At 57.1% G+C, this 25,057-nt stretch carries 20 protein-coding genes and 2 pseudogenes; 11 read left to right on the forward strand and 11 right to left on the reverse strand.

Translation table 11 applies throughout. The features are described from left to right. The 5 genes and pseudogenes from EnteroDNA1_RS07990 to dapA form a co-directional block, all read right to left on the reverse strand. Window positions 1-1,947, reverse strand: a complete 1,947-nt coding sequence (locus EnteroDNA1_RS07990; RefSeq protein WP_069303155.1) for a tRNA(Met) cytidine acetyltransferase TmcA — start codon at window positions 1,945-1,947, stop codon at window positions 1-3. After that, window positions 1,947-2,815: pseudogene (ypfJ, locus tag EnteroDNA1_RS07995) on the reverse strand (KPN_02809 family neutral zinc metallopeptidase). Before ypfJ ends, EnteroDNA1_RS07990 begins: the two are co-directional and overlap by 1 nt. 120 nt (window positions 2,816-2,935) lie before the next feature. Continuing rightward, window positions 2,936-3,649, reverse strand: a complete 714-nt coding sequence (gene purC, locus EnteroDNA1_RS08000; RefSeq protein ID WP_023332985.1) for a phosphoribosylaminoimidazolesuccinocarboxamide synthase — start codon at window positions 3,647-3,649, stop codon at window positions 2,936-2,938. A 109-nt stretch (window positions 3,650-3,758) separates the two neighbouring features. Next, window positions 3,759-4,793, reverse strand: a complete 1,035-nt coding sequence (gene bamC, locus EnteroDNA1_RS08005; protein WP_033146169.1) for an outer membrane protein assembly factor BamC — start codon at window positions 4,791-4,793, stop codon at window positions 3,759-3,761. Between the two features lie 16 nt (window positions 4,794-4,809). Further along, window positions 4,810-5,688, reverse strand: coding sequence for a 4-hydroxy-tetrahydrodipicolinate synthase (dapA, locus tag EnteroDNA1_RS08010; RefSeq protein ID WP_033146170.1), 879 nt, complete (start codon window positions 5,686-5,688; stop codon window positions 4,810-4,812). 145 nt (window positions 5,689-5,833) lie between these two features. Here dapA and EnteroDNA1_RS08015 point away from each other — a divergent pair. Next, a pseudogene (locus tag EnteroDNA1_RS08015) lies at window positions 5,834-6,402 on the forward strand (glycine cleavage system transcriptional repressor). Beyond that, window positions 6,402-6,872 carry a thioredoxin-dependent thiol peroxidase gene (bcp, locus tag EnteroDNA1_RS08020; RefSeq protein WP_032659360.1) on the forward strand — a complete coding sequence of 157 codons (471 nt, stop codon included), beginning with the start codon at window positions 6,402-6,404 and terminating at the stop codon, window positions 6,870-6,872. Before EnteroDNA1_RS08015 ends, bcp begins: the two are co-directional and overlap by 1 nt. A gap of 96 nt (window positions 6,873-6,968) precedes the next feature. Here the strand turns inward: bcp and EnteroDNA1_RS08025 are convergent, their stop codons facing one another. Beyond that, a complete protein-coding gene (locus EnteroDNA1_RS08025; protein ID WP_069303156.1) occupies window positions 6,969-8,033 on the reverse strand; it encodes an AI-2E family transporter in 1,065 nt (354 codons plus the stop codon). A 221-nt stretch (window positions 8,034-8,254) separates the two neighbouring features. Between EnteroDNA1_RS08025 and bepA the strand changes: the two genes are divergently transcribed. After that, on the forward strand, window positions 8,255-9,718 hold the full coding sequence (gene bepA, locus EnteroDNA1_RS08030; protein ID WP_069303157.1) for a beta-barrel assembly-enhancing protease: 1,464 nt from the start codon (window positions 8,255-8,257) through the stop codon (window positions 9,716-9,718). 18 nt (window positions 9,719-9,736) lie between these two features. After that, entirely contained in the window at window positions 9,737-10,093 is a 357-nt protein-coding gene (gene arsC, locus EnteroDNA1_RS08035; protein ID WP_023308762.1) for an arsenate reductase (glutaredoxin), read from the forward strand. Here arsC and EnteroDNA1_RS08040 read toward each other — a convergent pair. Then, a complete protein-coding gene (locus tag EnteroDNA1_RS08040) occupies window positions 10,090-10,914 on the reverse strand; it encodes a helix-turn-helix domain-containing protein (protein WP_069303158.1) in 825 nt (274 codons plus the stop codon). The two genes, arsC and EnteroDNA1_RS08040, sit on opposite strands and share 4 nt — an antisense overlap. Before the next feature lie 146 nt (window positions 10,915-11,060). Between EnteroDNA1_RS08040 and celB the strand changes: the two genes are divergently transcribed. Genes celB through EnteroDNA1_RS08055 form a run of 3 tightly spaced genes read left to right on the forward strand, consistent with a single transcriptional unit; the run spans window position 11,061 to window position 14,761 of the window. Continuing rightward, entirely contained in the window at window positions 11,061-12,380 is a 1,320-nt protein-coding gene (celB, locus tag EnteroDNA1_RS08045; RefSeq protein WP_069303159.1) for a PTS cellobiose transporter subunit IIC, read from the forward strand. 3 nt (window positions 12,381-12,383) lie between these two features. Then, entirely contained in the window at window positions 12,384-13,340 is a 957-nt protein-coding gene (locus EnteroDNA1_RS08050) for a N(4)-(beta-N-acetylglucosaminyl)-L-asparaginase (RefSeq protein WP_039263716.1), read from the forward strand. Further along, a complete protein-coding gene (locus EnteroDNA1_RS08055; protein ID WP_069303160.1) occupies window positions 13,340-14,761 on the forward strand; it encodes a leucyl aminopeptidase family protein in 1,422 nt (473 codons plus the stop codon). Before EnteroDNA1_RS08050 ends, EnteroDNA1_RS08055 begins: the two co-directional genes overlap by 1 nt. 88 nt (window positions 14,762-14,849) lie before the next feature. On the opposite strand, the gene EnteroDNA1_RS08060 is transcribed toward EnteroDNA1_RS08055, so the two are convergent. The 4 genes from EnteroDNA1_RS08060 to EnteroDNA1_RS08075 form a co-directional block, all read right to left on the reverse strand. Next, window positions 14,850-15,551 (reverse strand): DnaA inactivator Hda, encoded by a 702-nt coding sequence (locus EnteroDNA1_RS08060; protein WP_211438414.1) that lies wholly within the window; start codon window positions 15,549-15,551, stop codon window positions 14,850-14,852. A gap of 96 nt (window positions 15,552-15,647) precedes the next feature. Beyond that, the gene (uraA, locus tag EnteroDNA1_RS08065; protein WP_029739962.1) at window positions 15,648-16,937 is read right to left on the reverse strand and encodes a uracil permease; all 1,290 of its coding nucleotides are present in this window, start codon (window positions 16,935-16,937) and stop codon (window positions 15,648-15,650) included. 83 nt (window positions 16,938-17,020) lie between these two features. Then, window positions 17,021-17,647: a uracil phosphoribosyltransferase gene (gene upp / locus EnteroDNA1_RS08070; protein ID WP_023308769.1), complete on the reverse strand. Its 627-nt coding sequence runs from the start codon at window positions 17,645-17,647 to the stop codon at window positions 17,021-17,023. 227 nt (window positions 17,648-17,874) lie between these two features. Beyond that, window positions 17,875-19,305, reverse strand: coding sequence for a 6-phospho-beta-glucosidase (locus tag EnteroDNA1_RS08075; RefSeq protein ID WP_069303161.1), 1,431 nt, complete (start codon window positions 19,303-19,305; stop codon window positions 17,875-17,877). 266 nt (window positions 19,306-19,571) lie between these two features. On the opposite strand from EnteroDNA1_RS08075, the gene purM reads away from it, so the two are divergent. The 4 genes from purM (at window position 19,572) to ppx (ending at window position 25,057) form a co-directional block, all read left to right on the forward strand. Continuing rightward, on the forward strand, window positions 19,572-20,609 hold the full coding sequence (gene purM / locus EnteroDNA1_RS08080; protein WP_008501643.1) for a phosphoribosylformylglycinamidine cyclo-ligase: 1,038 nt from the start codon (window positions 19,572-19,574) through the stop codon (window positions 20,607-20,609). Beyond that, a complete protein-coding gene (gene purN, locus EnteroDNA1_RS08085) occupies window positions 20,606-21,247 on the forward strand; it encodes a phosphoribosylglycinamide formyltransferase (RefSeq protein WP_023308771.1) in 642 nt (213 codons plus the stop codon). The genes purM and purN overlap by 4 nt, the downstream gene beginning before the upstream one ends. Window positions 21,248-21,454: 207 nt before the next feature. Then, window positions 21,455-23,515 (forward strand): polyphosphate kinase 1, encoded by a 2,061-nt coding sequence (ppk1, locus tag EnteroDNA1_RS08090; protein WP_033146179.1) that lies wholly within the window; start codon window positions 21,455-21,457, stop codon window positions 23,513-23,515. 3 nt (window positions 23,516-23,518) lie between these two features. After that, window positions 23,519-25,057, forward strand: coding sequence for an exopolyphosphatase (ppx, locus tag EnteroDNA1_RS08095; protein WP_023308773.1), 1,539 nt, complete (start codon window positions 23,519-23,521; stop codon window positions 25,055-25,057).

A 25,057-nucleotide genomic window follows, 5' to 3' on the forward strand; every position in this document is an offset into this window, starting at 1 on the left:
TCATTGAAAAAATTGCCATTGCAAAATGTCTTCTTTCAACTGCTGGCTACGGAGATAATCAAGACTTTCAATCGCTTGCGCGGTTTCATTTCGCAACGTTGCCAGCAACGCTTTTCGCCCGACGTCTTCCGTTTTTCCATCCATTTTCCCACGCAGGGCAGGAAGCGGCATGTCCACGGTTAACAACAGCCGCGTCAGTGCGGCAACCGAGGTTGAAAACGCCCGATGCGCAAAAGCAAACCCCGCCAGCTCCAGCCAGTCGTCATTATTAAGGGTAGCTTCCCAGCCGTCTTCCACGGGGATCTTTTCACCGTTCCAGGCCGATAGCACCCGCGCATCGCGCTTCAGACGCTGCTGCGCCTGCTCGCACAGCTGACGCCCGGCCTCGCTCTGGGGCAGCAAGGCCATCGCGGTGTAGCAGCCGCTGCTGGCTTCACGATGGCTGCCCATCCTCACCAGCACAAACCCACATTGCTGCCAGAAACGCCACAGCTCATCGGTATAACCAAAGCTCACCGACAGATAGTCTTCGCCCCTGGCGCCGCGAACAAGCGCCTGGCCAATCCCTTCCCGCTGACGGTGAGGATGTACGGCAATGCGGGTGACCCGTCGTCCTCTGAGCGTCGCCGCCAGCGGAGAGCCGCCGTGCGCCGCCAGAGACTGCGCCACCAGGTTACCGCGCGGACGCCGATATCCTGCCCATACGGCGCGGCTAAGCTCAGGGGAGAGCCCGCCCTCCTCCACCAGCCAGAGCGCCCCGGCGATAACCGGATTCGTTTCGGCAACGGCAAACTGCTGCCCGGGCGCGTCCATCATGCGGCGTAAATCGAGCGGCGAGGTGCGATAATGCGCCGCGCAGAGAAGCTCGTATACGCTCGCTGCAAGCGCCGGGCGGCTTTCCCATGCCGTCGGCGTCAGGGACGTTAAACGCACCTCCCCTTCCGGACGACGGTCGATCAGCGTATCGTCAAACAGCAGCGCGCTGGCGACAACCCGCTCAAGCGGGCAGCCCGCCGCCCAGCGTACCGGTGTAGATAAGCTGTAGCGCTGCAGCCCGGTAAACCGACCGCAGAATTTAAGCAAGAATCCCCGGCCCGTCCCTTCATATCCCTGCACCGTGGTGGTCAACAGCACGCGAGGGAAACGGGCAACTAGCTTTTCCAGCAGAGGTCCGGGGATCGCAGCGGCTTCATCGACAATTAGCCAGTCAGCCTGGTATGAAGAGGCAAGCAGCGCGTCCGGGGCCATAAAATGAAAACGCTCTCCGGCAAAGCGGGCGATGATATCCGTCGCCCCCTTCGACGGTGCGGTAACCACGGCGCTGCCGGCAATGCGGTTCAGCAGCATTCCCGCCAGGGCTGATTTTCCTCGCCCGCGCGCGGCGGTGACGGCCACGATGCCCTCCGGCATCCCCAGCAGCACATCCAGGATCTCAGCCTGCTCGCGCTGCGGTGCGCCGCTGGCAGGCTGCCAGTCTGGCGCGTCGGGTAAAGGCGGAAGGGATAACCCGCAGCCCTGAAGCCAGACAATAGCGTCGGGATCGGCGGCAATCGTCCGGCAGAAATGGTGGACAAAATGCGGCGTGGCTATCGCTTCGGCGCTGTCGCTCCAGCGCAGTGAATCGCTGTCTGGCAACCCGGGCCACGCATCAAGCGGCGGAACCCGCAGCACCAGAAGGCTTCCGGCGCTCAGCGTTCCGCTCAGGGCGGCAAATGCGGCGACATCAAACCCGGCGCTGGCGTCAAAAACAGCGTGCCGGAACTCGCGTCCCAGCAGGCCGCCGATGGCTTTTGAAGGGTGTTCGTCAAGCCTTACCCAGTCTCCGGGCAAGGCGTCACGCAGGGTCAGCGCCTGGGTTAACGTCCACTGCGCCTCACCGCTGAGCACCACCAGCCGACGATGGCCTGTGCGCTCAAGCTCGCTTATCAGCTGTTCAAACTGCAACATTACATCGCTTTGCCGAAGGTATTACACTGCGCCGGATCGCCGCTGTCGAAGCCGCGTTTGAACCAGCTATAGCGCTGCTGTGAAGTACCGTGAGTGAAGCTGTCCGGCACGACGCGCCCCTGGCTTTGCTGCTGAAGGCGGTCGTCACCGATAGCCTGAGCGGCATTTAACGCCTCTTCAAGATCGCCGGATTCCAGCACGCCCTGCTGCTGCATGCTGTGGCCCCAGACCCCCGCGAAGCAGTCCGCCTGCAGTTCCATTTTAACGGAAAGGCGGTTCACGTCAGCCTGAGACGCATTTTGCTGAAGCTGGCGCACTTTTGGCTCAATCCCCAGCAGCTTTTGCACGTGATGACCGACTTCATGCGCGATCACGTAGCCCTGGGCAAAATCACCGTCAGCGCCAAGCTTGCGTTTCATGTCATCGTAAAAAGAGAGATCGATATAGACGGTGCCGTCTGCCGGGCAGTAGAACGGCCCCATCACAGATTGCCCGGTACCGCATCCGGTGCGGGTTGCCCCCGGTACATCACCAGTTTCGGCTGCTGGTAGGTACGCCCCATCTTCTCAAACAGCTGACCCCAGGTGTCTTCTGTTGTGGCGAGAATAACGGAGGTAAATTTGGCCGCTTCATCTTCATTCGGGCTGATGGAGCGCTGAGAATGCTCCTGCTGCTGCAGCGGCTGACCGGTCATCAACCCGGTGAGGTCAACGCCGTAATACCCCGCAACCAGCACGACAATCAGCAGGATTATCCCGCCCTTGCCGCTGGGTAACCGGAAGCCTGGCCCACCCATTGAAGGACCGCCGCCGCCATCACTACGTCTGTCTTCTACATTGTCACTTTCACGACGCCCTTGCCAGCGCATAACCACCTCGAACTATTCCATTTATAATAGCTATGATCGTAGGCGGTTAACGGCAAGATTACCATAGGAAACAAAGGTAAGACGCCAAAGGATGGGAACATCCTTTGGCAAGTGAGGGAGTTAGTCGAGCTTAACGCCTAAACGGTGAGCAACCGCTTCGTACGCTTCAATCAGGCCACCCAGGCTCTGACGGAAACGGTCTTTGTCCATTTTATCCAGGGTTTCTTTATCCCACAGGCGGCTACCGTCCGGTGAGAACTCATCGCCCAGCACCACTTCGCCTTTGAACAGACCAAACTCCAGCTTGAAGTCGACGAGGATCAGGCCCGCGTCATCAAACAGTTTTTTCAGCACGTCGTTGGCTTTGTAGGTCAGCTCCTGCATACGCGCCAGGTTCTCTTTGCTCACCCAGCCGAAGGTTTCGCAGTAGGATTCGTTGACCATCGGGTCGTGCATGGCATCGTTTTTCAGGAACAGGTCGAACAGCGGTGGATTCAGTTCGATACCTTCTTCAATGCCCAGACGCTTCACCAGGGAGCCCGCCGCACGGTTACGAATAACGCACTCAACCGGAACCATATCCAGTTTTTTCACCAGACATTCCGTATCGGACAGCAACGCTTCCATCTGGGTCGGGATGCCCGCTTCGGCCAGTTTGGTCATAATGAAGTGGTTGAACTTGTTGTTCACCATGCCTTTACGATCGAACTGCTCAATGCGTGCGCCATCCCCTGCTGACGTATCATTGCGGAACTCGAGCACCAACAGATCCGGGTTTTCCGTGCTGTATACGGTCTTCGCTTTGCCACGATACAACTCAGCTTGCTTCTGCATCTTCATTACTCCTGGTGTGATGATTTGTGTTCAAAACTGGGGATATTATGCCACGCACACGTTTGCGTAGCACTAAAATAAAAAGGGCTGGATTCACCAGCCCTCGTATTTATTTGCTGAATGCTGCCTGGAAGACAGCGACCAGCGCATCGTTCTGCGACTGGGTCAGCGTATGACCTTTTGGATCGATAAACTGCAGACTGCTGCGGTTATCAAGGTCGCCTACCTGAATCTTGTAGTCACCGGAGGCAAGCTGAGGATCTTTCGCGCCCAGTTCCTGCCATGCGCTGTCGGAGAGCGGCTTATACGTTGCCGTCATGCTGCCGGTTGAACGCGTGCTGTCGGTCACTTTCATGCCCACTTTTTCCAGCGTCGCTGGCAGACGCTGCCAGGTCTGGTTAAACGGTGCACGCACCACCAGCATTGGCAGGCCGGTATCATCCGCACCGCTTTGCACATCGAAGGTCGCGCCGTTGCGGCTCTGCGCGGCGTTGGCGGCATCGGTAGCGGTCTTATCCAGACCCGCGGCAATCACGTTCAGCATTTCGGTGCTGTAACGCTGCAGGGACGCGGCATCCGCAACCGGTTTACCCGCCTGCTCCAGGTTCAACAGCTTAACGTTAACCGCCTGCTGGTAACCCTGTGGTTTAACGGAGACTTGATAGCGACCACGGTACTGCTGGTCTTCATCCAGACGGTTCCATTCGATCCAGTCGGTGGTTAACGTCTGGCTGGCGTCATCGCGTTTATCGATGGTGTAGTTCTTCGACTGAATGACGCTGACAACCTGCGGCCACAGCGTGCTACCGCGCGCGCTCTCAACCATCAGAGACGCCGTATCACCGGTGAACTGGGTACGCGCCCCGCTCACCAGCGCCAGAGGCTGTGCTGGCGGACGAATATCAAGCGCTTTACCGACCAGGCCGCTGCCGTTGGTCACGGGAATATTATAATCGCCGTTCTGAATCGGCAGGATCATACCAGCCGGTGCGTGAAGTTCAGCAAGCGGGGTCGCATCCAGATAGGATTCATCACCGCTCACCTGGCGCTTGTAGCGCGAATCTGAACTACAGGCAGCGAGCAGCATAACAAGCGAAACACTCGCAACCTTCGCCAGGCGCGACTTCTGTACTGAATAAGCCATCAAATCTCCCTAAACTCTACAGCAAACCGGCATGCTTCAGCGCCGCCCTGACGATATCACGACCGTGGTCGGTAATCGGTGTCATTGGCAGACGCAGCGTATCGGTTGCTACAAGCCCCAACTCCTTACATGCCCATTTCACTGGGATCGGATTGGGTTCGACAAATAATTTATTGTGCAGCGGCATCAGACGCTGATTAATGACGCGCGCTTCATCAAAGTGACCGGCTGCGGCCAGTTTGCACATTTCAGCCATATCGCGCGCCGCAACGTTTGACGTTACGGAGATCACGCCATGACCACCGAGCTGCATAAAGTCCAGCGCGGTCGCATCATCACCACTCAACAGGATAAAGTCGTCTGAAACCAGCTCTTTGATCTGATGAACGCGGCTTAAGTTCCCTGTCGCCTCTTTAATACCGATAATATTTTTTACTTCCGAGAGACGACCAACGGTTTCCGGCAGCATATCGCAACCGGTACGGGACGGCACATTATACAGAATTTGTGGCAAGTCAGTATGTTCAGCGATGGCTTTGAAGTGCTGGAACAAACCTTCCTGAGTAGGACGGTTGTAATAAGGGGTCACCGTCAGACAGCCCACGATGCCGCTGTCGTTAAAACGTTTGGTCAGGCTGATAGCTTCTGCGGTTGCATTAGCCCCTGTCCCCGCGATGACCGGAATACGTCCGTCCGCCAGTTCCAGGGTCAGCATCACCACATCGCCGTGCTCGTCGTGGCTCAGCGTTGCGGATTCACCGGTAGTCCCTACCGAAACGATCGCCGAGGTTCCGTTGGCGACATGGTAATCAATGAGCTTCTTCATGCTTGACCGGCAGACATTACCTTTTTCATCCATCGGTGTAACAAGCGCGACAATACTTCCCGTGAACATGAGCCATCCTCTGTGCGAACAAGAGCCTCAATGTTACGTTTGGAACTGTAATAAAAGCAAGCGACCTGAGGCTCGCAGGCGGTTGTATGCATGTTTTTTTTATGCTTTCCTTAGGAAGACTTAACCATGCAAAGGAAGAACAGGTTTGACAACCTCATCACAACATTACCTGGTTATCACTGCGCTGGGTGCCGACAGGCCGGGTATCGTGAACACCATCACCCGTCACGTAAGCAGCTGCGGCTGTAATATCGAAGACAGCCGTCTGGCGATGCTTGGCGAAGAGTTCACATTTATTATGTTGCTTTCCGGGACATGGAACGCCATTACGTTGATTGAATCGACCCTGCCGCTGAAGGGGCCGAACTGGATTTGCTGATTGTCATGAAGCGCACCACCGCGCGTCCGCGTCCGGCACTGCCTTCTACCGTCTGGGTGCAGGTTGAAGTGCCTGATTCACCGCATCTGATTGAGCGTTTCACCGCGCTTTTTGACAATCATCAGATGAATATTGCCGAACTGGTTTCCCGTACGCAGACAAGCGGTGACCAGCGTCTTCCGGTGCTGTTTATTCAAATTACCGCGCACAGCCCTGCCTCACAGGATGCGTCAAATATCGAGCAAGCGTTCAAAGCCCTCTGTACAGAATTAAACGCGCAGGGCAGTATAAGCGTCGTCAATTATTCGCAGCACGAACAGGATGGAGTTGAGTAATGAACCCACTGAAAGCCGGTGACATCGCACCGAAATTTAGCTTACCGGATCAAGACGGCGAGCAAGTAAATTTGACCGACTTCCAGGGACAGCGTGTTCTGGTCTATTTCTACCCGAAAGCCATGACCCCCGGCTGCACCGTACAGGCCTGCGGCTTACGCGACAACATGGACGAGTTGAAAAAAGTCGGTGTGGAAGTGCTGGGTATCAGCACGGATAAACCAGAAAAGCTGTCACGATTTGCTGAAAAAGAGCTGCTGAACTTCACGCTGCTTTCTGATGAAGATCATCAGGTGTGCGAGCAGTTCGGCGTCTGGGGCGAGAAGACGTTTATGGGTAAAACCTACGACGGCATTCACCGCATCAGCTTCCTGATTGACGCTGACGGTAAAGTTGAACATGTGTTTGACGACTTCAAAACCAGCAACCACCACGACGTGGTGTTGAACTGGCTGAAAGCAAGCGCCTGATAAACAGCAAAACGGCAACCCAGGTTGCCGTTTTTAATGTTTTCCCCCTCTCCCCGTGGGAGAGGGTCGGAGTGAGGGCATCAGGCCGCACAAAAACTACTTATCTTCCACCGCCGGCACATCCGGCCACGCGTGGACCACGGCCTTAATCAGCGTCGCCAGCGGAATCGCAAAGAACACGCCCCAGAATCCCCACAGCCCGCCGAAAATCACCACGGATAAGATAATCACCAGCGGATGCAGGTTCACCGCTTCGGAGAACAGCACCGGCACCAGCAGGTTACCGTCCAGGCCCTGAATAATCAGGTACACCGCAAAGCAGCTCCAGAACTCCGTCCCCAGCCCAAACTGGAACAGTGCGACCCCAACAACCGGAATGGTCACCACAAACGCGCCGATGTACGGAATCAGGACCGACAACCCCACCAGCACCGCCAGCAGCAGCGAGTAGTTCAGCCCGAAAATCAGGAAGCCAATCCAGGTGGCTACCCCCACGACAATCATCTCCAGCACCTTGCCGCGAATGTAGTTGGTGATCTGCTGGTTCATCTCTTCCCAGACCTGTCCTGCCAGACCGCGGTTGCGCGGCAGAATACGGCGCACGGCGTTGAGCATCTGATCTTTATCTTTCACCAGGAAGAAGACCATCAGCGGCACGAGCACAAGGTAAACCGCCAGCGTCAGCAGCCCGACCAGCGAGGCCAGAGAGTACTTCACCACCGAATCGCCCATCGTCATGATGCGGGCGCGCATATTTTCGGCCATCGCGTCGATAATCCCGGCATCCATCAGGGCCGGGTAACGGCGCGGTAGCGTGGCGGCGAAATCAGACAGCTTGTTCAGCATACCGGGCATGTCGCGGATCAGGTTAATTCCCTGCTGCCAGGCAACCGGCATCACCACAAAGGCCATCAACAGCAGGATGCCGACAAACAGCACCAGTACGATGCTGGTCGCCCAGCGCCGGGAACAGCCGATGTGTTCCAGGCGAACTGTTGGCCACTCCAGCAGGTACGCCAGCACAATCGCCACCAGCAGTGGCGCGAGCAGGCCGCTGAAGAAGAACAGAATACCGAACCCGGCAACCAGAATAACCAACAAAGCAATAGCTTCCGGGTCGCTGAACCGACGCCGGTACCACTGCATTAACATTTCGAGCATACAACCCTTCCCTGAATCGAATGGCGGGAGTGAGACGGTGAATTGTATCTAACTGTCACAAAAAAGACTTTCGCTTTTTGTATCCCGATCGCAATCCGCAAAAGCCTGATGAATGGGATTTTCTTCATGCTGCAACACGGCTACACTCGCAGAGCAGCAGAGATGAACGATATGCCGCTTCATCGGTCAAATTAGCACATCCAACATACAGGACAGTGGTTATGTTCAGGCAGTTGAGAAAAACACTGGTTGCAACACTGATTGCCGCGGTGACGGTCGGTCAGGTGTTGCCCGCTTTTGCTGACTCGTCCGATTCATTGCCGGACATGGGCACCACAGCAGGAAGCACGCTCTCTATTGGGCAAGAGATGCAAATGGGGGATTACTATGTTCGCCAGCTGCGCGGCAGCGCCCCGCTGATTAACGACCCTTTGCTGGTACAGTACATTAACGGGCTGGGGATGCGCCTGGTTTCGCACGCCGACTCGGTAAAAACGCCCTTCCATTTCTATTTAATCAATAATGACGAAATCAACGCCTTCGCCTTCTTTGGCGGAAACGTGGTGCTGCACTCGGCGTTATTCCGTTACTCTGACAACGAAAGCCAGCTGGCCTCGGTGATGGCGCACGAAATTTCGCACGTCACCCAGCGCCACCTGGCGCGCGCCATGGAAGACCAGAAACGTAACGCCCCCCTCACCTGGGTGGGCGCGCTGGGCTCCATTCTGCTGGCGATGGCCAGCCCGCAGGCCGGGATGGCGGCCCTGACCGGTACGCTGGCTGGAACGCGCCAGGGAATGATCAGCTTTACCCAGCAAAATGAACAGGAAGCGGACCGCATCGGGATTCAGGTGCTGCAGCGTTCGGGCTTTGACCCGCAGGCCATGCCGAGCTTCCTCGAAAAACTGCTCGATCAGGCGCGTTACTCTTCCCGTCCGCCGGAAATCCTGCTGACGCACCCATTACCTGAAAGCCGACTGTCGGACGCGCGTAACCGTGCCAACCAGATGCGTCCGGTGGTGGTCCAGTCATCACAGGATTTCTACATGGCGAAAGTGAGAACGCTTGGGATGTACAACTCCGGGCGTAACCAGCTCACCAGCGACCTGCTGGATTCCCTGGCGAAAGGCAACGTGCGTGAGAAAAACGCCGCGCAGTATGGTCAGGCGCTCCAGGCGATGGAAGCCAGCAAATACGACGAGGCGCGTAAAGCGCTGCAGCCGCTTCTGGCAGCCGACCCGAACAACCCGTGGTACCTCGATCTGTCAACGGATATCGATCTGGGGCAGAAGAAAACGGCCGATGCGATCAACCGTCTGAAAGGGGCGAAAGACGTCCGTACCAACCCGGTGCTGCAGCTTAACCTGGCGAACGCTTACTTACAGGGCGGTCAGCCTGGCGAAGCGGCGACCATTCTGAACCGCTACACCTTCAACAATAAAGACGATCAAAACGGCTGGGATCTGCTCGCTCAGGCGGAAGCCCAGCTCGGCAACCGCGATCAGGAGCTGGCGGCGCGTGCCGAAGGTTTTGCCCTGGTGGGCCGCCTCGATCAGGCGATTTCCACGCTCAGCAGCGCCAGCGCGCAGGTCAAACTCGGCAGCCTCCAGCAGGCCCGTTACGACGCGCGTATCGATCAGCTGCGCGGCCTGCAGCAGCGCTTTAAGCCGTACGAGAAGATGTAATAAAGGAGAATTCACGTCATGACAGACGCCGTAAAAATTTATCACAACCCTCGCTGCTCCAAGAGCCGCGATACCCTGAGCCTGCTGAAGTCTAACGGCGTTGAGCCGGAAGTGGTGCTGTACCTCGACACCCCACCTGACGCGCAAACCCTCCGCCAGCTGCTGCACATGCTGGGAATGGGCAGTGCAAGAGAGCTGATGCGTCAGAAAGAAGATCTGTATAAGTCGCTTAACCTGGATGACAGCCGTCTCACCGAGGCTGAGCTGATCCAGGCGATGGTTGAAAATCCAAAGCTGATTGAGCGCCCGATAGTAGTGGCGAACGGCCAGGCGCGCATTGGACGCCCGCCGGAAGACGTGCTCGAGATCCTCTAGTCCTTATGCCGCAGCGCTTCCAGAAAGGCCTGCGGCGTACTCTCTCCCAGCTTTTTCTGCGCTTTTCCCCGGTTGTAAAATTCGCACAGCTGGATCAACAGCTCGCCTGCCGGTTCACTGTTCAGACGTGGGATGATTTCACATAGCGGTAGATCAACCTGAACGGCGCGGTATTGCTGTGGATGCGCTGTCACGTTGATATTACGCTCCTCAAGCTTCACCTCGAAACCAAAAGTCTCAACAGATTGAATATCAGCCGGACAGGCTTCCAGAGCGTCATTCGCCCAGTGGGCCAGCAGCTGCGGAGAAATGCCCGCGTACAGCCGGGCGTAGCACCAGCCGCTCACGGGTTCACGCGCCCACAGCAGATGCTGTTCCCCGCCATCGTCCATATGCAGCGACAGAGGCTGATGATGTAACAGGAGTTTTTGCGGCACGATACCTGCCTTCAGCGCCTTTTTTCCCTGCAACGTCGCGCCCTTCTGCTTTATCGAAGCCGGTTTGAGATAGCGGTTCAGGGTCGCGCGGGACACGGCGATCCCGAGTTCGCTATTGACCATCTGCAGCAGTTCGTCCAGCGGGGCGCCAGTGATATCCCGCAGGGCATTGACCAGCGCAACCTGCTCCTGTCTCAATGCTTTGTGTATCACTTTTGGCGTCGTGTGATTATCCGAAACCTGCTCGCGGTTGCGCCAGCGCCTGACGGTAGTGACCGAAATACCCAGCTCCGTGGCCAGCTCCCTGTCGCTTTTATCTGACTGCTGTAGATAGCGACGGATGCGCGGCGTCGTGGTGGCATTAGCATGCAGTTTAATTTCCATCGCAGGATCCTCAGAACCAATCTTATGAGATTTATACTACACCAGCGATTGCTTTGTGACCGATTTCACCTTTCGCCCGCCGCGCTTCACTGATAATCCCCAGACATAACACAAACAACACCCCTCAATCTTGTACGGAGTTCACAATGAACAATGTTCTGGGATTTCTTGAAGCAAAACTGATGCCGCTGGCGGCCAAAACGGCCCAGCAGCGTCACCTCGGGGCCATTCGCGGCGCCTACGTGTCATTCATGCCGTTTATCATCGTCGGCTCTATTCTGCTGGTGATCTCGTCGTTCCCGAATCAAGCCTATCAGCAGTTTATGTCTCAGGCCTTTGGTGAGAGCTGGAGCGCCATTATTGAAATCCCGTTCAACGCGGTGTTCTCCACCATGTCGCTGTTCATCAGCTTCCTGGTGGCCTTCCGCCTGGCGGAACACTACGGTGAAGACCGCATCTCCTGCGGTATCCTGGCGCTGGTCGCCTTTCTCATCCTGACGCCCTTTATCAAAGTGGCGGAAAACGGCGGTATTACCGTCATTCCGGTGGAGTGGATTGGCAGCAAAGGGCTGTTCGTGGCGATGATCGGTTCCCTGCTGTGGACGGAACTGTTCTGCTGGCTCAAGCGCAAAAAACTGGTGATCAAAATGCCGGACGGCGTGCCTCCGGCGGTGCAGGAGTCGTTCGCCGCGCTGATCCCGGCCCTGCTGGTGATGATTCTGGTGCTGGGTATCCGCATCGTGTTTGAAAACACCCACTACAACACCATCCACCAGTTTATTTACGAAGTGGTTGCCACGCCGGTGCGCCACTACGGCACCTCTTACTTTGGCGCTCTGATGACGGTGTTCAGCATCACCATCCTGTGGTCAGTGGGCATTAACTCCGGCTCCATGATCAACGGCATCATTCGCCCGCTGTGGATGGAAAACCAGACCGACAACATCGCTGCGATTCAGGCAGGTTCGACGCCGCCACACATTATCACTGAACAATTTTTTGACATGATCTGGATGGGCGGCGCGGGGGCCACGCTGTCGCTGGTCATTGCAATGCTGATTTTCGCCCGCAGCAAAAACATGCGTGAAGTGGCGCGCCTCGGCGCCGGGGCGTCGGTGTTTAACATCAACGAACCGATCCTGTTTGGCCTGCCGGTGATCATGAACCCAATCATGCTTATCCCGTTCAACCTGGTGCCGCTGGTGCTGGTCACCGTGCAGTATGCGGCGATGAAGATTGGCGCGGTTGCCGTCACCACCGGGGTGTTTATTCCCTGGACGCTGCCGCCGGTCATCAGCGGTTTTATCGTCACCGGGCACCTGAGCGGCAGCGTGATGCAGCTTATCAACCTGCTGATTGGCGCCATGCTGTACCTGCCTTTCATGCGTATCGTGGACAAACAGTACCGTGCGGCGGAAATGGCCACCGTTACGCAAACCGACACCGCCCTTGCAAAACAGGAGTAAAGCATGTGGGGAATTATCGCGACCTGGAGAATGGCGCTTGAAGGCGTTACGGAGTCTGCATCCGCGCTGGCTGCGGGGAAACCGGTCTCCGCTGCGGTGGTGGATGCCGTCGCCGCCGTCGAAGACTTTCCGTTTTATAAATCCGTCGGCTACGGCGGACTGCCCACCGAAAATGGCGAGGTGGAGCTGGACGCCGCCTACATGGACGGCGACACGCTGGCGTTTGGCGCCGTGGGCAACCTGGTGGATATTGCCAACCCGGTGCGCGTGGCGCATGCGTTAAGCCGCCAGCGCTACAACAGCCTGCTGGTCGGCCAGGGCGCGCGGGAATGGGCGCTGAGCCAGGGCTTTGCCGACAAAACCATGCTCACTGACCGCGCCATGCAGCACTACCGCAAACGCTGCCGCGAAACGCTGGATAAGGGCCTAAGCCCTTACGACGGACATGACACCGTCGGCATTATCGGCCTCGATAAGCAGGGGTCAATGAGCGTCGCCACCTCCACCAGCGGCCTGTTCATGAAAAAGCGCGGTCGACTCGGGGATTCACCCATTATTGGTTCCGGCTTTTACTGCGACAGTGAAACCGGCGCGGCCACCGCAACGGGCGTCGGTGAAGATCTAATGAAAGGCTGCACCAGCTACGAAATCGTCCGCCGCATGGCGCAGGGTATGACGCCCCAGCAGGCGGCGGATTCGGTGGTGTTCGAGCTGGAAGACAAGCTGATGTCGCGCTTTGGCCGCGCGGGCGATCTTTCCGTGGTGTGCATGAACAACAGGGGCGAATTCGGGGCTGCCACCAACATCAAAACCTTCTCGTTTGTGGTGGCGACGGCTCGCCAGCCCCTCACCGTTTTTCGTACCGAACGCCTGCGGGAGAAAACGCATTATTACGCCGTAGACGATGAGTGGATGCAGGCCTATGCCGCGCGGATCCGCGCGCCGATTGAGGAGTCATGATGATCACGTATCAGTTTATCACCGCGCTTTCTGACGCGGCTCCGCAAAGCCATTTGATTGCGTCCGCCTCCTGTACGCATTTGCCCGAAACGGCGCTTGTCGCGGAAATGCGCGAGTCTGCCAGCATCGCTGACACCCGCTTTGGCTGCGCCCCGTTTGCCCGGATCACTCTGCTGCCGGATGCCCTCTGGCAGGATAGCCTGACCGAAGGATTGCTGACGGCGCTGCGCCCGCTGCTGGCCTCGCCCGTCAGCCCCGGGCTGATACTGGACGTTACTGCTATCGACGATGTGGTGCTGGCGCAGGTGCTGCGTTTTCTCTTTAATCAGGCGCACAGGCTAAGCGACCTGAAGCTGAAGAAAACGGATGAATCCACGGTGCGCCTTACGCACATCACCGCCCTCTGCCTGCCGGAACAGCAGGCAAAACTGGAGGATGTCTTCCGCCAGCAGCAGGCCATCGCCCGCGGCATGGTCGCGGCGCGACGTCTGGCGGATATCCCGTCCGACCGATGCACGCCGCAGTTTGTGGTGGAAGAGGCGCAAAGGCTCTGTGCCGCCTTCCCCGCCCTGCGCTGCGAAGTGCTGAACGAAAAGGCTATTGCTGAGCAGGGTCTGGGGCTGCTGCACGCCGTTGGCAAAGGGGCGACCTGTCCGCCGCGCCTGCTGGCGATCCATTATGACGGCGTCAACGACGGCCCGGTGCGCTGCTATGTGGGAAAAGGCATAACCTTCGATACCGGCGGCCTGTGGCTGAAGGAAGGCGCGGGCATGTACACCATGAAATACGACATGTGCGGTGCGGCTAACGTGCTAGGCCTGATGCTGACCGTGGCAGAGCTGGCGCTGCCCGTACGCATCATGGGCGTGCTGGCGCTGGCGGAAAACGCCATCGGCCCAGACGCCATGCAGCCCGGCACGGTGGCGACGGCCTGCAATGGCACCACGGTTGAAATCAACAACACCGATGCCGAAGGCCGACTGGTGCTGGCGGACGCCATCGCCTGGGCCAGCCTTCGTCATCCGCAGGCGCGCTATATTATTGATATGGCGACCTTAACCGGTGCGGTCGTGAAGGCGCTGGGGTATGAGCTGAGCGGGCTGATGACGCAGGATGAACCGCTGCGTGCGGCGCTGACGCTGGCGGGCAAGCAGAGCGGCGATGAAGTGTGGTCCCTGCCGCTGGATGCGCGGCTGAAAAAACAGACCGAAAGCGCGATTGCCGATCTGTGCAACACGCCGACCAACAATGCGGCGATCAGCGCCTCGGCGGCGTGGCTGCTGCACCACTTTTGCCCGCCGACGATCCCGTGGGCGCATCTGGACATTAGCGGTACGGCGCTGTGGCGAGAGAGCGGCAGGAGCGTGGCGTCGGGAAGACCGATTCCGCTGCTGGTGGAGCACCTGATAGGAGATCTTTAGCCGGGTGGCGGCTGCGCCTTACCCGGCCTACAAAGGGCGGCAGGTTTTCGTAGGCCCGGTAAGGCGCAGCCGCCACCGGGCAAAAAACTCAAAGCTTAAGAATATCTTTCACAAACGGAATGGTCAGCTTGCGCTGGGCGGTAATGGAGGCGCGATCGAGCTGATCGAGGGTGTCAAACAGCGTGCGCATTTCGCGATCCAGCCGCTTGAGCAGGAAGCGCCCCACATCCTCCGGCAGCTCAAACCCACGCTGTTTTGCGCGCAGCTGTAACGCCTGAAGCTTATCTTCATCCGACAGCGGCTGGAGCTTGTAGATTTGCCCCCAGTCCAGACGAGACGCCAGATCCGGCAGCCCCAGATTGAGCTGTCTCGGCGGACGATCGCCGGTGATCAGCAGCCGGGTTTTGCCCGACTCCAGAATGCGGTTGTAGAGGTTAAAGATCGCCATTTCCCACGGCTCGTCCCCCGCCACGCATTCGATATTATCGATGCAGACCAGCGAGAGATGTTCCATTCCCTCCAGCACCTCAGGCACGAACCAGGTACGTTTATCCAGCGGCACGTAGCCTACTGCATCACCGCGCGCCGAAAGCTCCGCGCAGGCGGCATGCAGCAGATGGCTGCGCCCCGCGCCTTCACGTGACCAGATATAGATGTATCCGCTGTGATCCTGGCGCAGCACGTTTTGCAGTGCAGCCAGTAAAGAGGGGTTATCACCCGGCCAGAAACTCGCGAAAGTTTCGTCGTCAGGGAGATAGAGTGGCAGAGAGAGCTGTGCCGGTCCGTTCAGAAATACCTCAACCAGAGATCCTACGTAAAATCGGAATGGAGTTTAACACGGAACCTGCAAGGAGAGAACCGGGCGATCCCTCGCCCGACTTTTCGATCAATGTGGTGCTTTTTCGCTGTCGTCCGCGTCGAGAATTTCTTCTTCCGGGCGGATGACCGAGATCAGCTTGAAGATCAGGCTCAGGCCCACGCCGACGATGGTCGCCAGCGCCATGCCCTTCAGCTCGGCCGCACCAATGTGCACCTTCGCGCCGCTCACGCCGATGATCAGGATAACGGAGGTCAGGATCAGGTTTTGCGCCTTGCTGTAATCCACTTTGGATTCAATCAGCACGCGAATACCGGAGGCGCCGATCACGCCGTACAGCAGCAGAGAAACGCCGCCCATTACCGGCACCGGAATGATCTGAATCGCTGCCGCAAGTTTACCGACGCAGGAGAGCAGAATGGCGATAATCGCCGCGCCGCCGATAACCCAGGTACTGTAGACGCGGGTAATCGCCATCACGCCGATGTTCTCGCCGTAGGTAGTGTTTGGCGTCGAGCCGAAGAAACCGGAGATGATGGTGGAGAAACCGTTCGCAAACATGGAGCGGTGCAGGCCCGGGTCGCGGATTAAATCGCGCTTAACGATGTTCGCCGTCACCACCAGGTGTCCGACGTGCTCCGCAATCACCACCAGCGCCGCGGGCAGAATGGTGAAAATAGCAAACCATTCGAAGCGTGGCGTATAGAAGGTCGGCAGGGCGAACCAGTGCGCCTGAGCAATCGGGGTGGTGTCCACCACGCCCATCGCGAAGGAGAGCGCATAGCCCGCCAGCACGCCGATCAGGATCGGGATAATCGCCATGAAGCCGCGGAACAGCACGGAGCCAAACACCGTGACGCCCAGCGTTACCAGCGAGATGATAATGGTTTTGGAATCCGGTGACTGACCGTCAGCAGGCAGCAGACCGGCCATATTCGCCGCGACGCCCGCCAGCTCAAGACCGATGACGGCAACGATTGCGCCCATCGCCGCAGGGGGGAACATCACGTCCAGCCAGCCGGTACCGGCTTTCTTCACAATGAAGGACACCACGCAGAACAGGACGCCACACATGATAAAGCCGCCCAGCGCGACTTCATAACCCAGCGGAAGCAACAGTAACACCGGCGAGATAAAGGCGAAGCTCGACCCGAGATACGCCGGGATTTTGCCTTTACAGATAAAGAGGTACAGCAGCGTACCGATGCCGTTGAACAGCAGCACGGTGGCCGGGTTAATGTGGAACAGGATTGGCACCAGCACGGTTGCGCCAAACATGGCGAACAGGTGCTGCAAACTAAGCGGGATAGTCTGTAAAAGCGGCGGTCTTTCACTCACCCCGATAGCACGGCGCGTCATAGTGTTTTCCTCTGTGTAGTATTGTTGGTGTTTTATTCAAAAAAAAGCCGACTATCAAAGTCGGCTTATTTATCGTTATTCGATTATTTCGTACCAAAGATCTTATCGCCGGCATCGCCGAGCCCCGGGATGATGTACCCGTGCTCGTTCAGCCCCTGGTCGATAGAGGCGGTATACAGCTCAACGTCCGGGTGCGCTTTTTCCAGCGCCGCGATACCTTCCGGAGCGGCAACCAGTACCAGCACCTTAATGCTGTTACAGCCCGCGTTTTTCAGCAGGTCGATGGTGGCGATCATAGAGCCACCGGTCGCGAGCATTGGGTCAACCACCAGCGCCATACGCTCGTCGATGTTAGAGACCAGCTTCTGGAAGTAAGGAACCGGCTCAAGGGTTTCTTCGTTACGGTAGATACCCACCACGCTGATACGCGCGCTTGGCACGTGCTCCAGCACGCCTTCCATCATGCCGAGACCGGCACGCAGGATTGGCACCACGGTAATTTTCTTACCTTTGATCTGCTCAACCTGCACCGGGCCGTTCCAGCCTTCGATGGTGACTTTTTCTGTTTCCAGATCAGAGGTCGCTTCGTAGGTCAGCAAGCTGCCGACTTCAGATGCCAGTTCGCGAAAACGCTTCGTGCTGATGTCATGCTCACGCATCAGGCCCAACTTGTGTTTAACGAGTGGGTGTTTCACTTCCACAATCTTCATTCTCTTTCTCCTCTGAGGTGGCGTCCGCAAAAAAATCGCGGGATTATACCGCTTTTTTCGGATTAGGCCATACCCATGTTGCTTGACGTATATCAAGCAAAGTGATTTAGAGACAAAAAAACCGGAGGCGAGACTCCGGCTTGGGTGCGGGGTTCTGCCCGGTGGCGCTGCGCTTACGCGGGCCTACGTGTAGTGTAGGTCGGGTAAGCGTTAGCGCCACCCGACAATTACAGGTTCTCGCCGTTGCTCGCAATCACCTGCTTATACCAGTCGAACGATTTTTTCTTACTGCGGTTCAGCGTGCCGTTTCCATCATTGTCTTTATCCACAAAGATAAAGCCGTAGCGTTTTTTCATTTCGCCCGTGCCGGCAGACACCAGGTCGATGCAGCCCCACGGGGTGTAGCCCATCAGATCCACGCCATCTTCCACCACCGCTTTTTTCATCTCGCGGATATGGGCGGCCAGATAATCAATACGGTACTGGTCGTTCACCGTGCCGTCGCTCTCCTGCACGTCGATCGCGCCAAAGCCGTTCTCAACGATAAACAGCGGCAGCTGGTAGTGATCCCAGAACCAGTTCAGGGAGTAACGCAGCCCGACCGGGTCAATCTGCCAGCCCCAGTCGGATTTCTGCACGTAGGGGTTAGAGACCAGGCTCTTGCTTTCGTCGTAATCCAGCTGCGGGTTGTCCGCCGTCGCCTTGGTGGCGAAGGACATGTAGTAGCTGAAGCCGATGTAATCGACGCAGCCCTGCTTCAGCGCGGCTTTATCCTCTTCGGTGATATCCAGCGCGAAGCCGCGACGTTCGAAGTAGTTGAGCAGGTGCTGCGGGTACTTCCCGCGAACGTGCACGTCGGTGAACCAGTAGCGGCGGTGCATGGCGTTCATCGCCATCATCATATCGTCCGGCGCACAGGTCAGCGGGTAGATAGGACACATGGCAATCATGCAGCCGATCTGCAGCGACGGGTTAATCTCGCGCCCCGCCTTCACCGCCAGGGCGCTGGCCACGAGCTCGTAGTGCGCCGCCTGGAACATCACCGGTTCACGGTCTTCACCCGGCGCGTACTTCAGCCCGGAGTTCGTGAACGGCGCAAAGTCTTCGTGGAAGTTAGCCTGGTTGTTGATCTCGTTGAAGGTCATCCAGTACTTCACCTTATGCTGGTAGCGCTGGAACACCACTTTTGCAAAACGAACGAAGAAGTCGATCAGCTTACGGTTGCGCCAGCCGCCGTATTCGGTGACCAGATGGAAAGGCATCTCGAAGTGAGACAGGGTGATAACCGGTTCGATGCCGTACTTCAGGCATTCGTCGAACAGATCGTCATAGAATTTCAGGCCAGCCTCGTTAGGCTCAAGCTCGTCGCCTTTCGGGAAGATCCGCGTCCAGGCAATAGAGGTGCGGAAGCATTTGAACCCCATCTCGGCAAAGAGTTTGATGTCTTCTTTATAGCGGTGGTAGAAATCAATGGCTTCATGGTTAGGATAATTTTTCCCCTCCAGAACGCCGTTGGTGATTTCACGCGGCACGCCGTGCGCCCCCGCGGTCATGACATCGGCAACGCTCACGCCCTTGCCGCCCTCTTTCCAGCCGCCTTCCAGCTGGTGCGCCGCAACGGCCCCGCCCCACAGAAAATCTGCTTTAAATCCTGACATTCGTTTTCCCTCATTCTGCGTTATTTTCTGCAAAAACAATTACAGAAACCGGTTTCAGTTCGATGATGTGCAAAGGGCATAGCTGTTGCAAGCAGTTCTCAGAAACCGGTTTCATTTTCGTGAACAGAGTCAAGTTTGGCTGCATTCACGTGGCACACAGAAAAAAAGATCTCCACGTCCAGAATAGGCTCGCAAACGTTTGCCTGGACTGTTAGAATTGCGCCGATTTTTCTTACTAGCTATGCAATCGCGTGGGGATTTAAGCCGTGACCAACAAAACTTCTCTCAGCTACAAAGATGCCGGTGTTGATATTGACGCAGGTAATGCGCTGGTTGACCGAATCAAAGGTGTGGTGAAAAAAACCCGCCGCCCGGAAGTGATGGGTGGTCTGGGTGGCTTCGGCGCACTGTGCGCGCTGCCGCAAAAATATCGTGAACCTGTTCTGGTCTCGGGAACTGACGGTGTAGGCACTAAACTGCGCCTGGCGATGGATTTAAAACGTCACGACACGATCGGTATCGATCTGGTCGCAATGTGCGTGAATGACCTGGTGGTACAGGGCGCAGAGCCGCTGTTCTTCCTCGATTACTACGCAACCGGCAAACTGGACGTGGATACCGCTGCCAGCGTGATTAACGGTATCGCCGAAGGCTGTCTGCAGTCCGGCTGTGCGCTGGTCGGTGGTGAAACCGCAGAAATGCCGGGCATGTATCACGGCGAAGATTATGACGTCGCGGGCTTCTGCGTCGGCGTAGTAGAAAAATCAGAAATTATCGACGGCAGCAAAGTGGCCGATGGCGATGTGCTGATCGCGCTCGCCTCCAGCGGCCCGCACTCCAACGGCTACTCCCTGGTGCGTAAAATCCTCGAAGTGAGCGGCTGTGACCCGCTGACCACCGAGCTGGACGGTAAACCGCTGGCTGACCATCTGCTGGCGCCGACCCGCATCTACGTGAAAAACGTGCTTGAGCTTATCGAGAACGTCGACGTTCACGCTATCGCTCACCTGACCGGCGGCGGCTTCTGGGAAAACATCCCGCGCGTCCTGCCGGATAACACCCAGGCGGTGATCGACGAATCCTCATGGCAGTGGCCGGCCGTATTTAACTGGCTGCAGACCGCAGGCAACGTGAGCTCTCACGAAATGTACCGCACCTTTAACTGCGGCGTGGGCATGGTTATCGCCCTGCCGGCAAGCGAAGCGGATAAAGCGGTTAAGCTGCTGACTGAAAAAGGTGAAAACGCGTGGAAAATCGGTACGATTAAAGCTTCCGATTCCGAACAGCGTGTGGTCATTGAATGAAAAACATCGTGGTGCTCATTTCCGGCAACGGAAGCAATTTGCAGGCCATCATAGACGCCTGCAAGCAGAAGAAAATCAATGGCACCATTCGGGCAGTTTTCAGCAACAAGGCCGACGCGTTCGGCCTTGAGCGCGCGCGGGAAGCGAACATTCCCGCGCACGCGCTGGAAGCCAGTCAGTTCGCCGGGCGTGAAGCCTTTGACCGCGAGCTGGTGCATGAGATTGATGCCTACGCGCCGGACGTGGTCGTGCTGGCGGGCTATATGCGTATTCTGAGCCCGGCCTTCGTCGAACACTTCGCTGGTCGTCTGCTGAATATCCACCCTTCCCTGCTGCCGAAATATCCCGGCCTGCACACCCATCGTCAGGTTCTGGAAAACGGCGATGAGGAGCACGGCACCTCCGTGCATTTCGTTACCGACGAGCTGGACGGCGGCCCGGTGATCCTGCAGGCCAAAGTTCCGGTCTTTGACGGCGATAGCGAAGAAGACGTGACCGAACGCGTGCAGACCCAGGAACACGCCATTTACCCGCTGGTGGTCAGCTGGTTTGTCGACGGGCGTCTCGAGATGCGCGACGGCGCAGCCTGGCTGGACGGCGTGAAGTTACCCCCGCAGGGTTATGCGGCGGAAGAGTAGGTTGTTACGTCGGGTGGCGCTGCTGCGCTTACCCGACCTGTTCATTGCATTACCCGATATTCCCTTCTCCAACCTTCTAAAATCCCCAACAAAAAAAATAACTGTCATACTTTTCTGGCACTGTTGGACATATCGTGGAAATGCTCGCCATAATAAGGACGAGACGGATTTACCACGTCCTGTGATTGAACTGGAGTGTGAGCTGTAATGGGTCAGGAAAAGTTATATATCGAGAAAGAGCTAAGCTGGTTAGCATTCAACGAACGTGTACTCCAGGAAGCGGCAGACAAAAGTAACCCGCTAATCGAGCGCATGCGTTTTTTGGGCATTTATTCCAACAACCTGGATGAGTTCTACAAGGTTCGCTTTGCCGAGCTGAAAAGACGCATCATCATCAGCGAAGAACAGGGCTTAAACTCGCACTCGCGGCATCTGCTGGGCAAAATCCAGTCCCGCGTGCTGAAAGCCGATCAGGAATTTGACGGCCTGTATAACGAACTGCTGCTGGAGATGGCGCGCAATCAAATCTTCCTGATTAACGAACGCCAGCTTTCCGTTAACCAACAAAACTGGCTGCGCCACTACTTCAAACACTATCTGCGCCAGCACATTACCCCGATTCTGATCAACCGCGAAACCGATCTGGTTCAGTTCCTGAAGGATGATTACACCTACCTGGCGGTGGAAATTATTCGCGGTGAGTCTATCCGTTACGCGCTGCTGGAGATCCCGTCCGACAAGGTGCCGCGCTTTGTGAACCTGCCGCCGGAAACCCCGCGCAGACGCAAGCCGATGATCCTGCTCGATAACATCCTGCGCTACTGCCTGGACGACATCTTCAAAGGCTTCTTCGATTACGATGCGTTAAACGCCTACTCGATGAAGATGACCCGTGACGCCGAATATGACCTGGTGCACGAGATGGAAGCCAGCCTGATGGAGCTGATGTCCTCCAGCCTGAAACAGCGCCTGACGGCCGAACCGGTACGTTTTGTCTATCAGCGCGATATGCCGGACGCCATGGTGGAGATGCTGCGCGAGAAACTGACCATTTCGCGCTATGACTCCATCGTGCCGGGCGGTCGTTACCACAACTTTAAAGACTTTATTGGCTTCCCGAACGTCGGCAAAGCCAATCTGGTGAACAAGCCGCTGCCGCGCCTGCGCCATCTGTGGTTCGATAAATTCCGCAACGGATTCGACGCCATTCGCGAACGCGACGTGCTGCTTTACTATCCGTACCACACCTTCGAGCACGTGCTGGAGCTGCTGCGTCAGGCCTCATTCGACCCGAGCGTGCTGGCGATCAAAATCAACATCTACCGCGTGGCAAAAGATTCCCGCATCATCGACGCGATGATCCATGCGGCGCACAACGCCAAAAAGGTCACCGTGGTGGTTGAGCTGCAGGCGCGCTTCGACGAAGAGGCCAACATTCACTGGGCGCGCCGTCTGACGGAAGCCGGTGTGCACGTCATCTTCTCCGCGCCGGGTCTGAAAATTCACGCCAAGCTGTTCCTGATTTCCCGTAAAGAGGGCGACGATGTAGTGCGTTATGCCCACATCGGTACCGGGAACTTTAACGAGAAAACGGCGCGAATTTATACCGACTACTCGCTCTTAACCGCCGACGCCCGCATTACTAACGAAGTGCGCCGGGTCTTTAACTTTATCGAAAACCCGTACCGTCCGGTGAGCTTTGACTATCTGCTGGTCTCGCCGCAGAACTCGCGCCGCCTGCTGTACGATATGATCGATAAAGAGATCGCCAATGCCCAGAAAGGGCTGTCGTCCGGCATCACGCTGAAGCTTAACAACCTGGTCGACAAAGGGCTGGTGGACAGGCTGTACGCGGCGTCCAGCTCAGGCGTGCCGGTTAACCTGCTGATCCGCGGCATGTGCTCGCTGATCCCGGAACTGGAAGGCATCAGCGACAATATTCGTGTGATCAGCATCGTTGACCGTTACCTGGAACACGATCGGATCTATATTTTTGATAATGCGGGTGATAAACAGGTCTATCTCTCTTCGGCAGACTGGATGACGCGCAATATTGACTACCGTATTGAAGTCGCGGCACCGCTGCTGGATCCGCGTCTGAAGCAGCAGATCCTCGACATCATCGAGATTCTGTTCAGCGATACCGTGAAAGCACGCTATATCGACAAAGAACTCAGTAACCGCTATGTACCGCGCGGCAACCGCCGCAAAGTGCGGTCGCAACTGGCGATTTACGACTATATCAAATCACTCGAGCAACCCGATTAACCTATGCCGATAAATGATAAGACCCCACGCCCGCAGGAATTCGCCGCGGTCGACCTTGGCTCTAACAGTTTCCACATGGTCATCGCCCGTGAGGTGGATGGCGCGCTGCAGATCATCGGTCGTCTGAAGCAGCGCGTACACCTGGCGGATGGTCTTGATGAACGCAGCATGCTCAGCGAAGAGGCGATGGAGCGCGGGTTAAACTGCCTGTCGCTGTTTGCTGAACGCCTGCAGGGCTTCTCGCCTTCCAGCGTGTGCATCGTGGGCACCCACACCCTGCGCCAGGCCCTGAACGCCCCGGAGTTCCTCAAGCGGGCCGAAAAAGTGATCCCCTACCCGATTGAGATCATCTCCGGTAACGAGGAAGCACGTCTGATTTTCATGGGCGTTGAGCACACCCAGCCGGAAAAAGGGCGCAAGCTGGTTATCGATATCGGCGGTGGCTCAACGGAGCTGGTGATCGGCGAAGACTTTGAGCCGCGCCTGGTGGAAAGCCGCCGAATGGGCTGCGTCAGCTTCGCGCAGATGTATTTCCCGGGTGGCACCATCACCCGCGAGAACTTCCAGCGCGCGCGTATGGCCGCTGTCCAGAAGCTGGAAAATCTGGCCTGGCAGTACCGTATTCAGGGCTGGAACGTGGCGCTGGGCGCGTCGGGCACCATCAAGGCGGCGCATGAAGTGCTGCTGGCGATGGGTGAAAAAGACGGGTTTATCACGCCCGAACGCCTGACATTGCTGACCGAAGAAGTGCTGAAGCATAAAAGTTTTGACGCCTTAAGCCTGCCGGGTCTTTCCGACGAGCGTAAAGCGGTATTCGTGCCGGGGCTGGCTATTCTCTGCGGCGTGTTTGATGCCCTCGCCATAAAAGAGCTGCGTCTGTCGGACGGCGCGCTGCGTGAAGGCGTGCTGTATGAGATGGAAGGCCGTTTCCGCCATCAGGATATTCGCAGCCGCACCGCGCAAAGCCTGGCCAACCAGTACAACATCGACCGTGAACAGGCGAAGCGCGTGCTGGACACCACGGTGCAGATGTACGAACAGTGGCAGGAGCAGAATCCGAAGCTCGCGCACCCGCAGCTTGCCGCGCTGTTGAAATGGGCCGCGATGCTGCACGAGGTGGGGCTGAACATCAACCACAGCGGGATGCACCGCCATTCGGCCTACATTCTGCAAAACAGCGATCTGCCTGGCTTCAACCAGGAGCAGCAAACCATGATGGCGACCCTGGTGCGTTATCACCGCAAGGCCATCAAGCTCGACGACCTGCCGCGCTTTACGCTGTTCAAGAAAAAACAGTTTCTGCCGCTTATTCAGCTGCTGCGTCTGGGCGTGCTGCTCAATAACCAGCGTCAGGCCACCACCACGCCGCCCACGCTGAAGCTTAAAACCGACGACCACCACTGGACGCTGAGCTTCCCGCACGACTGGTTTAGTCAGAACGCGCTGGTCCTGCTGGATCTGGAAAAAGAGCAGCAGTACTGGGAAGCGGTCACCGGCTGGCTGCTCAAAATTGAAGAAGAGAGCGCCGACGTCGCCGCGTAA

The organism is Enterobacter sp. HK169 (assembly GCF_001719105.1).
Lineage (GTDB): Bacteria > Pseudomonadota > Gammaproteobacteria > Enterobacterales > Enterobacteriaceae > Enterobacter > Enterobacter asburiae_B.

Bases quoted from the DNA above. Each gene is read 5' to 3' on its own strand.
- bcp (WP_032659360.1), top strand. From the start codon at position 6,402: ATGAACCCACTGAAAGCCGGTGACATCGCACCGAAATTTAGCTTACCG.
- ppx (WP_023308773.1), top strand. From the start codon at position 23,519: ATGCCGATAAATGATAAGACCCCACGCCCGCAGGAATTCGCCGCGGTC.
- EnteroDNA1_RS07990 (WP_069303155.1), bottom strand. From the start codon at position 1,947: ATGTTGCAGTTTGAACAGCTGATAAGCGAGCTTGAGCGCACAGGCCAT.
- purC (WP_023332985.1), bottom strand. From the start codon at position 3,649: ATGCAGAAGCAAGCTGAGTTGTATCGTGGCAAAGCGAAGACCGTATAC.
- upp (WP_023308769.1), bottom strand. From the start codon at position 17,647: ATGAAGATTGTGGAAGTGAAACACCCACTCGTTAAACACAAGTTGGGC.
- ppk1 (WP_033146179.1), top strand. From the start codon at position 21,455: ATGGGTCAGGAAAAGTTATATATCGAGAAAGAGCTAAGCTGGTTAGCA.
- celB (WP_069303159.1), top strand. From the start codon at position 11,061: ATGAACAATGTTCTGGGATTTCTTGAAGCAAAACTGATGCCGCTGGCG.
- EnteroDNA1_RS08025 (WP_069303156.1), bottom strand. From the start codon at position 8,033: ATGCTCGAAATGTTAATGCAGTGGTACCGGCGTCGGTTCAGCGACCCG.
- bepA (WP_069303157.1), top strand. From the start codon at position 8,255: ATGTTCAGGCAGTTGAGAAAAACACTGGTTGCAACACTGATTGCCGCG.
- uraA (WP_029739962.1), bottom strand. From the start codon at position 16,937: ATGACGCGCCGTGCTATCGGGGTGAGTGAAAGACCGCCGCTTTTACAG.
- EnteroDNA1_RS08055 (WP_069303160.1), top strand. From the start codon at position 13,340: ATGATCACGTATCAGTTTATCACCGCGCTTTCTGACGCGGCTCCGCAA.
- EnteroDNA1_RS08040 (WP_069303158.1), bottom strand. From the start codon at position 10,914: ATGGAAATTAAACTGCATGCTAATGCCACCACGACGCCGCGCATCCGT.
- purN (WP_023308771.1), top strand. From the start codon at position 20,606: ATGAAAAACATCGTGGTGCTCATTTCCGGCAACGGAAGCAATTTGCAG.
- dapA (WP_033146170.1), bottom strand. From the start codon at position 5,688: ATGTTCACGGGAAGTATTGTCGCGCTTGTTACACCGATGGATGAAAAA.
- EnteroDNA1_RS08075 (WP_069303161.1), bottom strand. From the start codon at position 19,305: ATGTCAGGATTTAAAGCAGATTTTCTGTGGGGCGGGGCCGTTGCGGCG.
- EnteroDNA1_RS08050 (WP_039263716.1), top strand. From the start codon at position 12,384: ATGTGGGGAATTATCGCGACCTGGAGAATGGCGCTTGAAGGCGTTACG.
- arsC (WP_023308762.1), top strand. From the start codon at position 9,737: ATGACAGACGCCGTAAAAATTTATCACAACCCTCGCTGCTCCAAGAGC.
- bamC (WP_033146169.1), bottom strand. From the start codon at position 4,793: ATGGCTTATTCAGTACAGAAGTCGCGCCTGGCGAAGGTTGCGAGTGTT.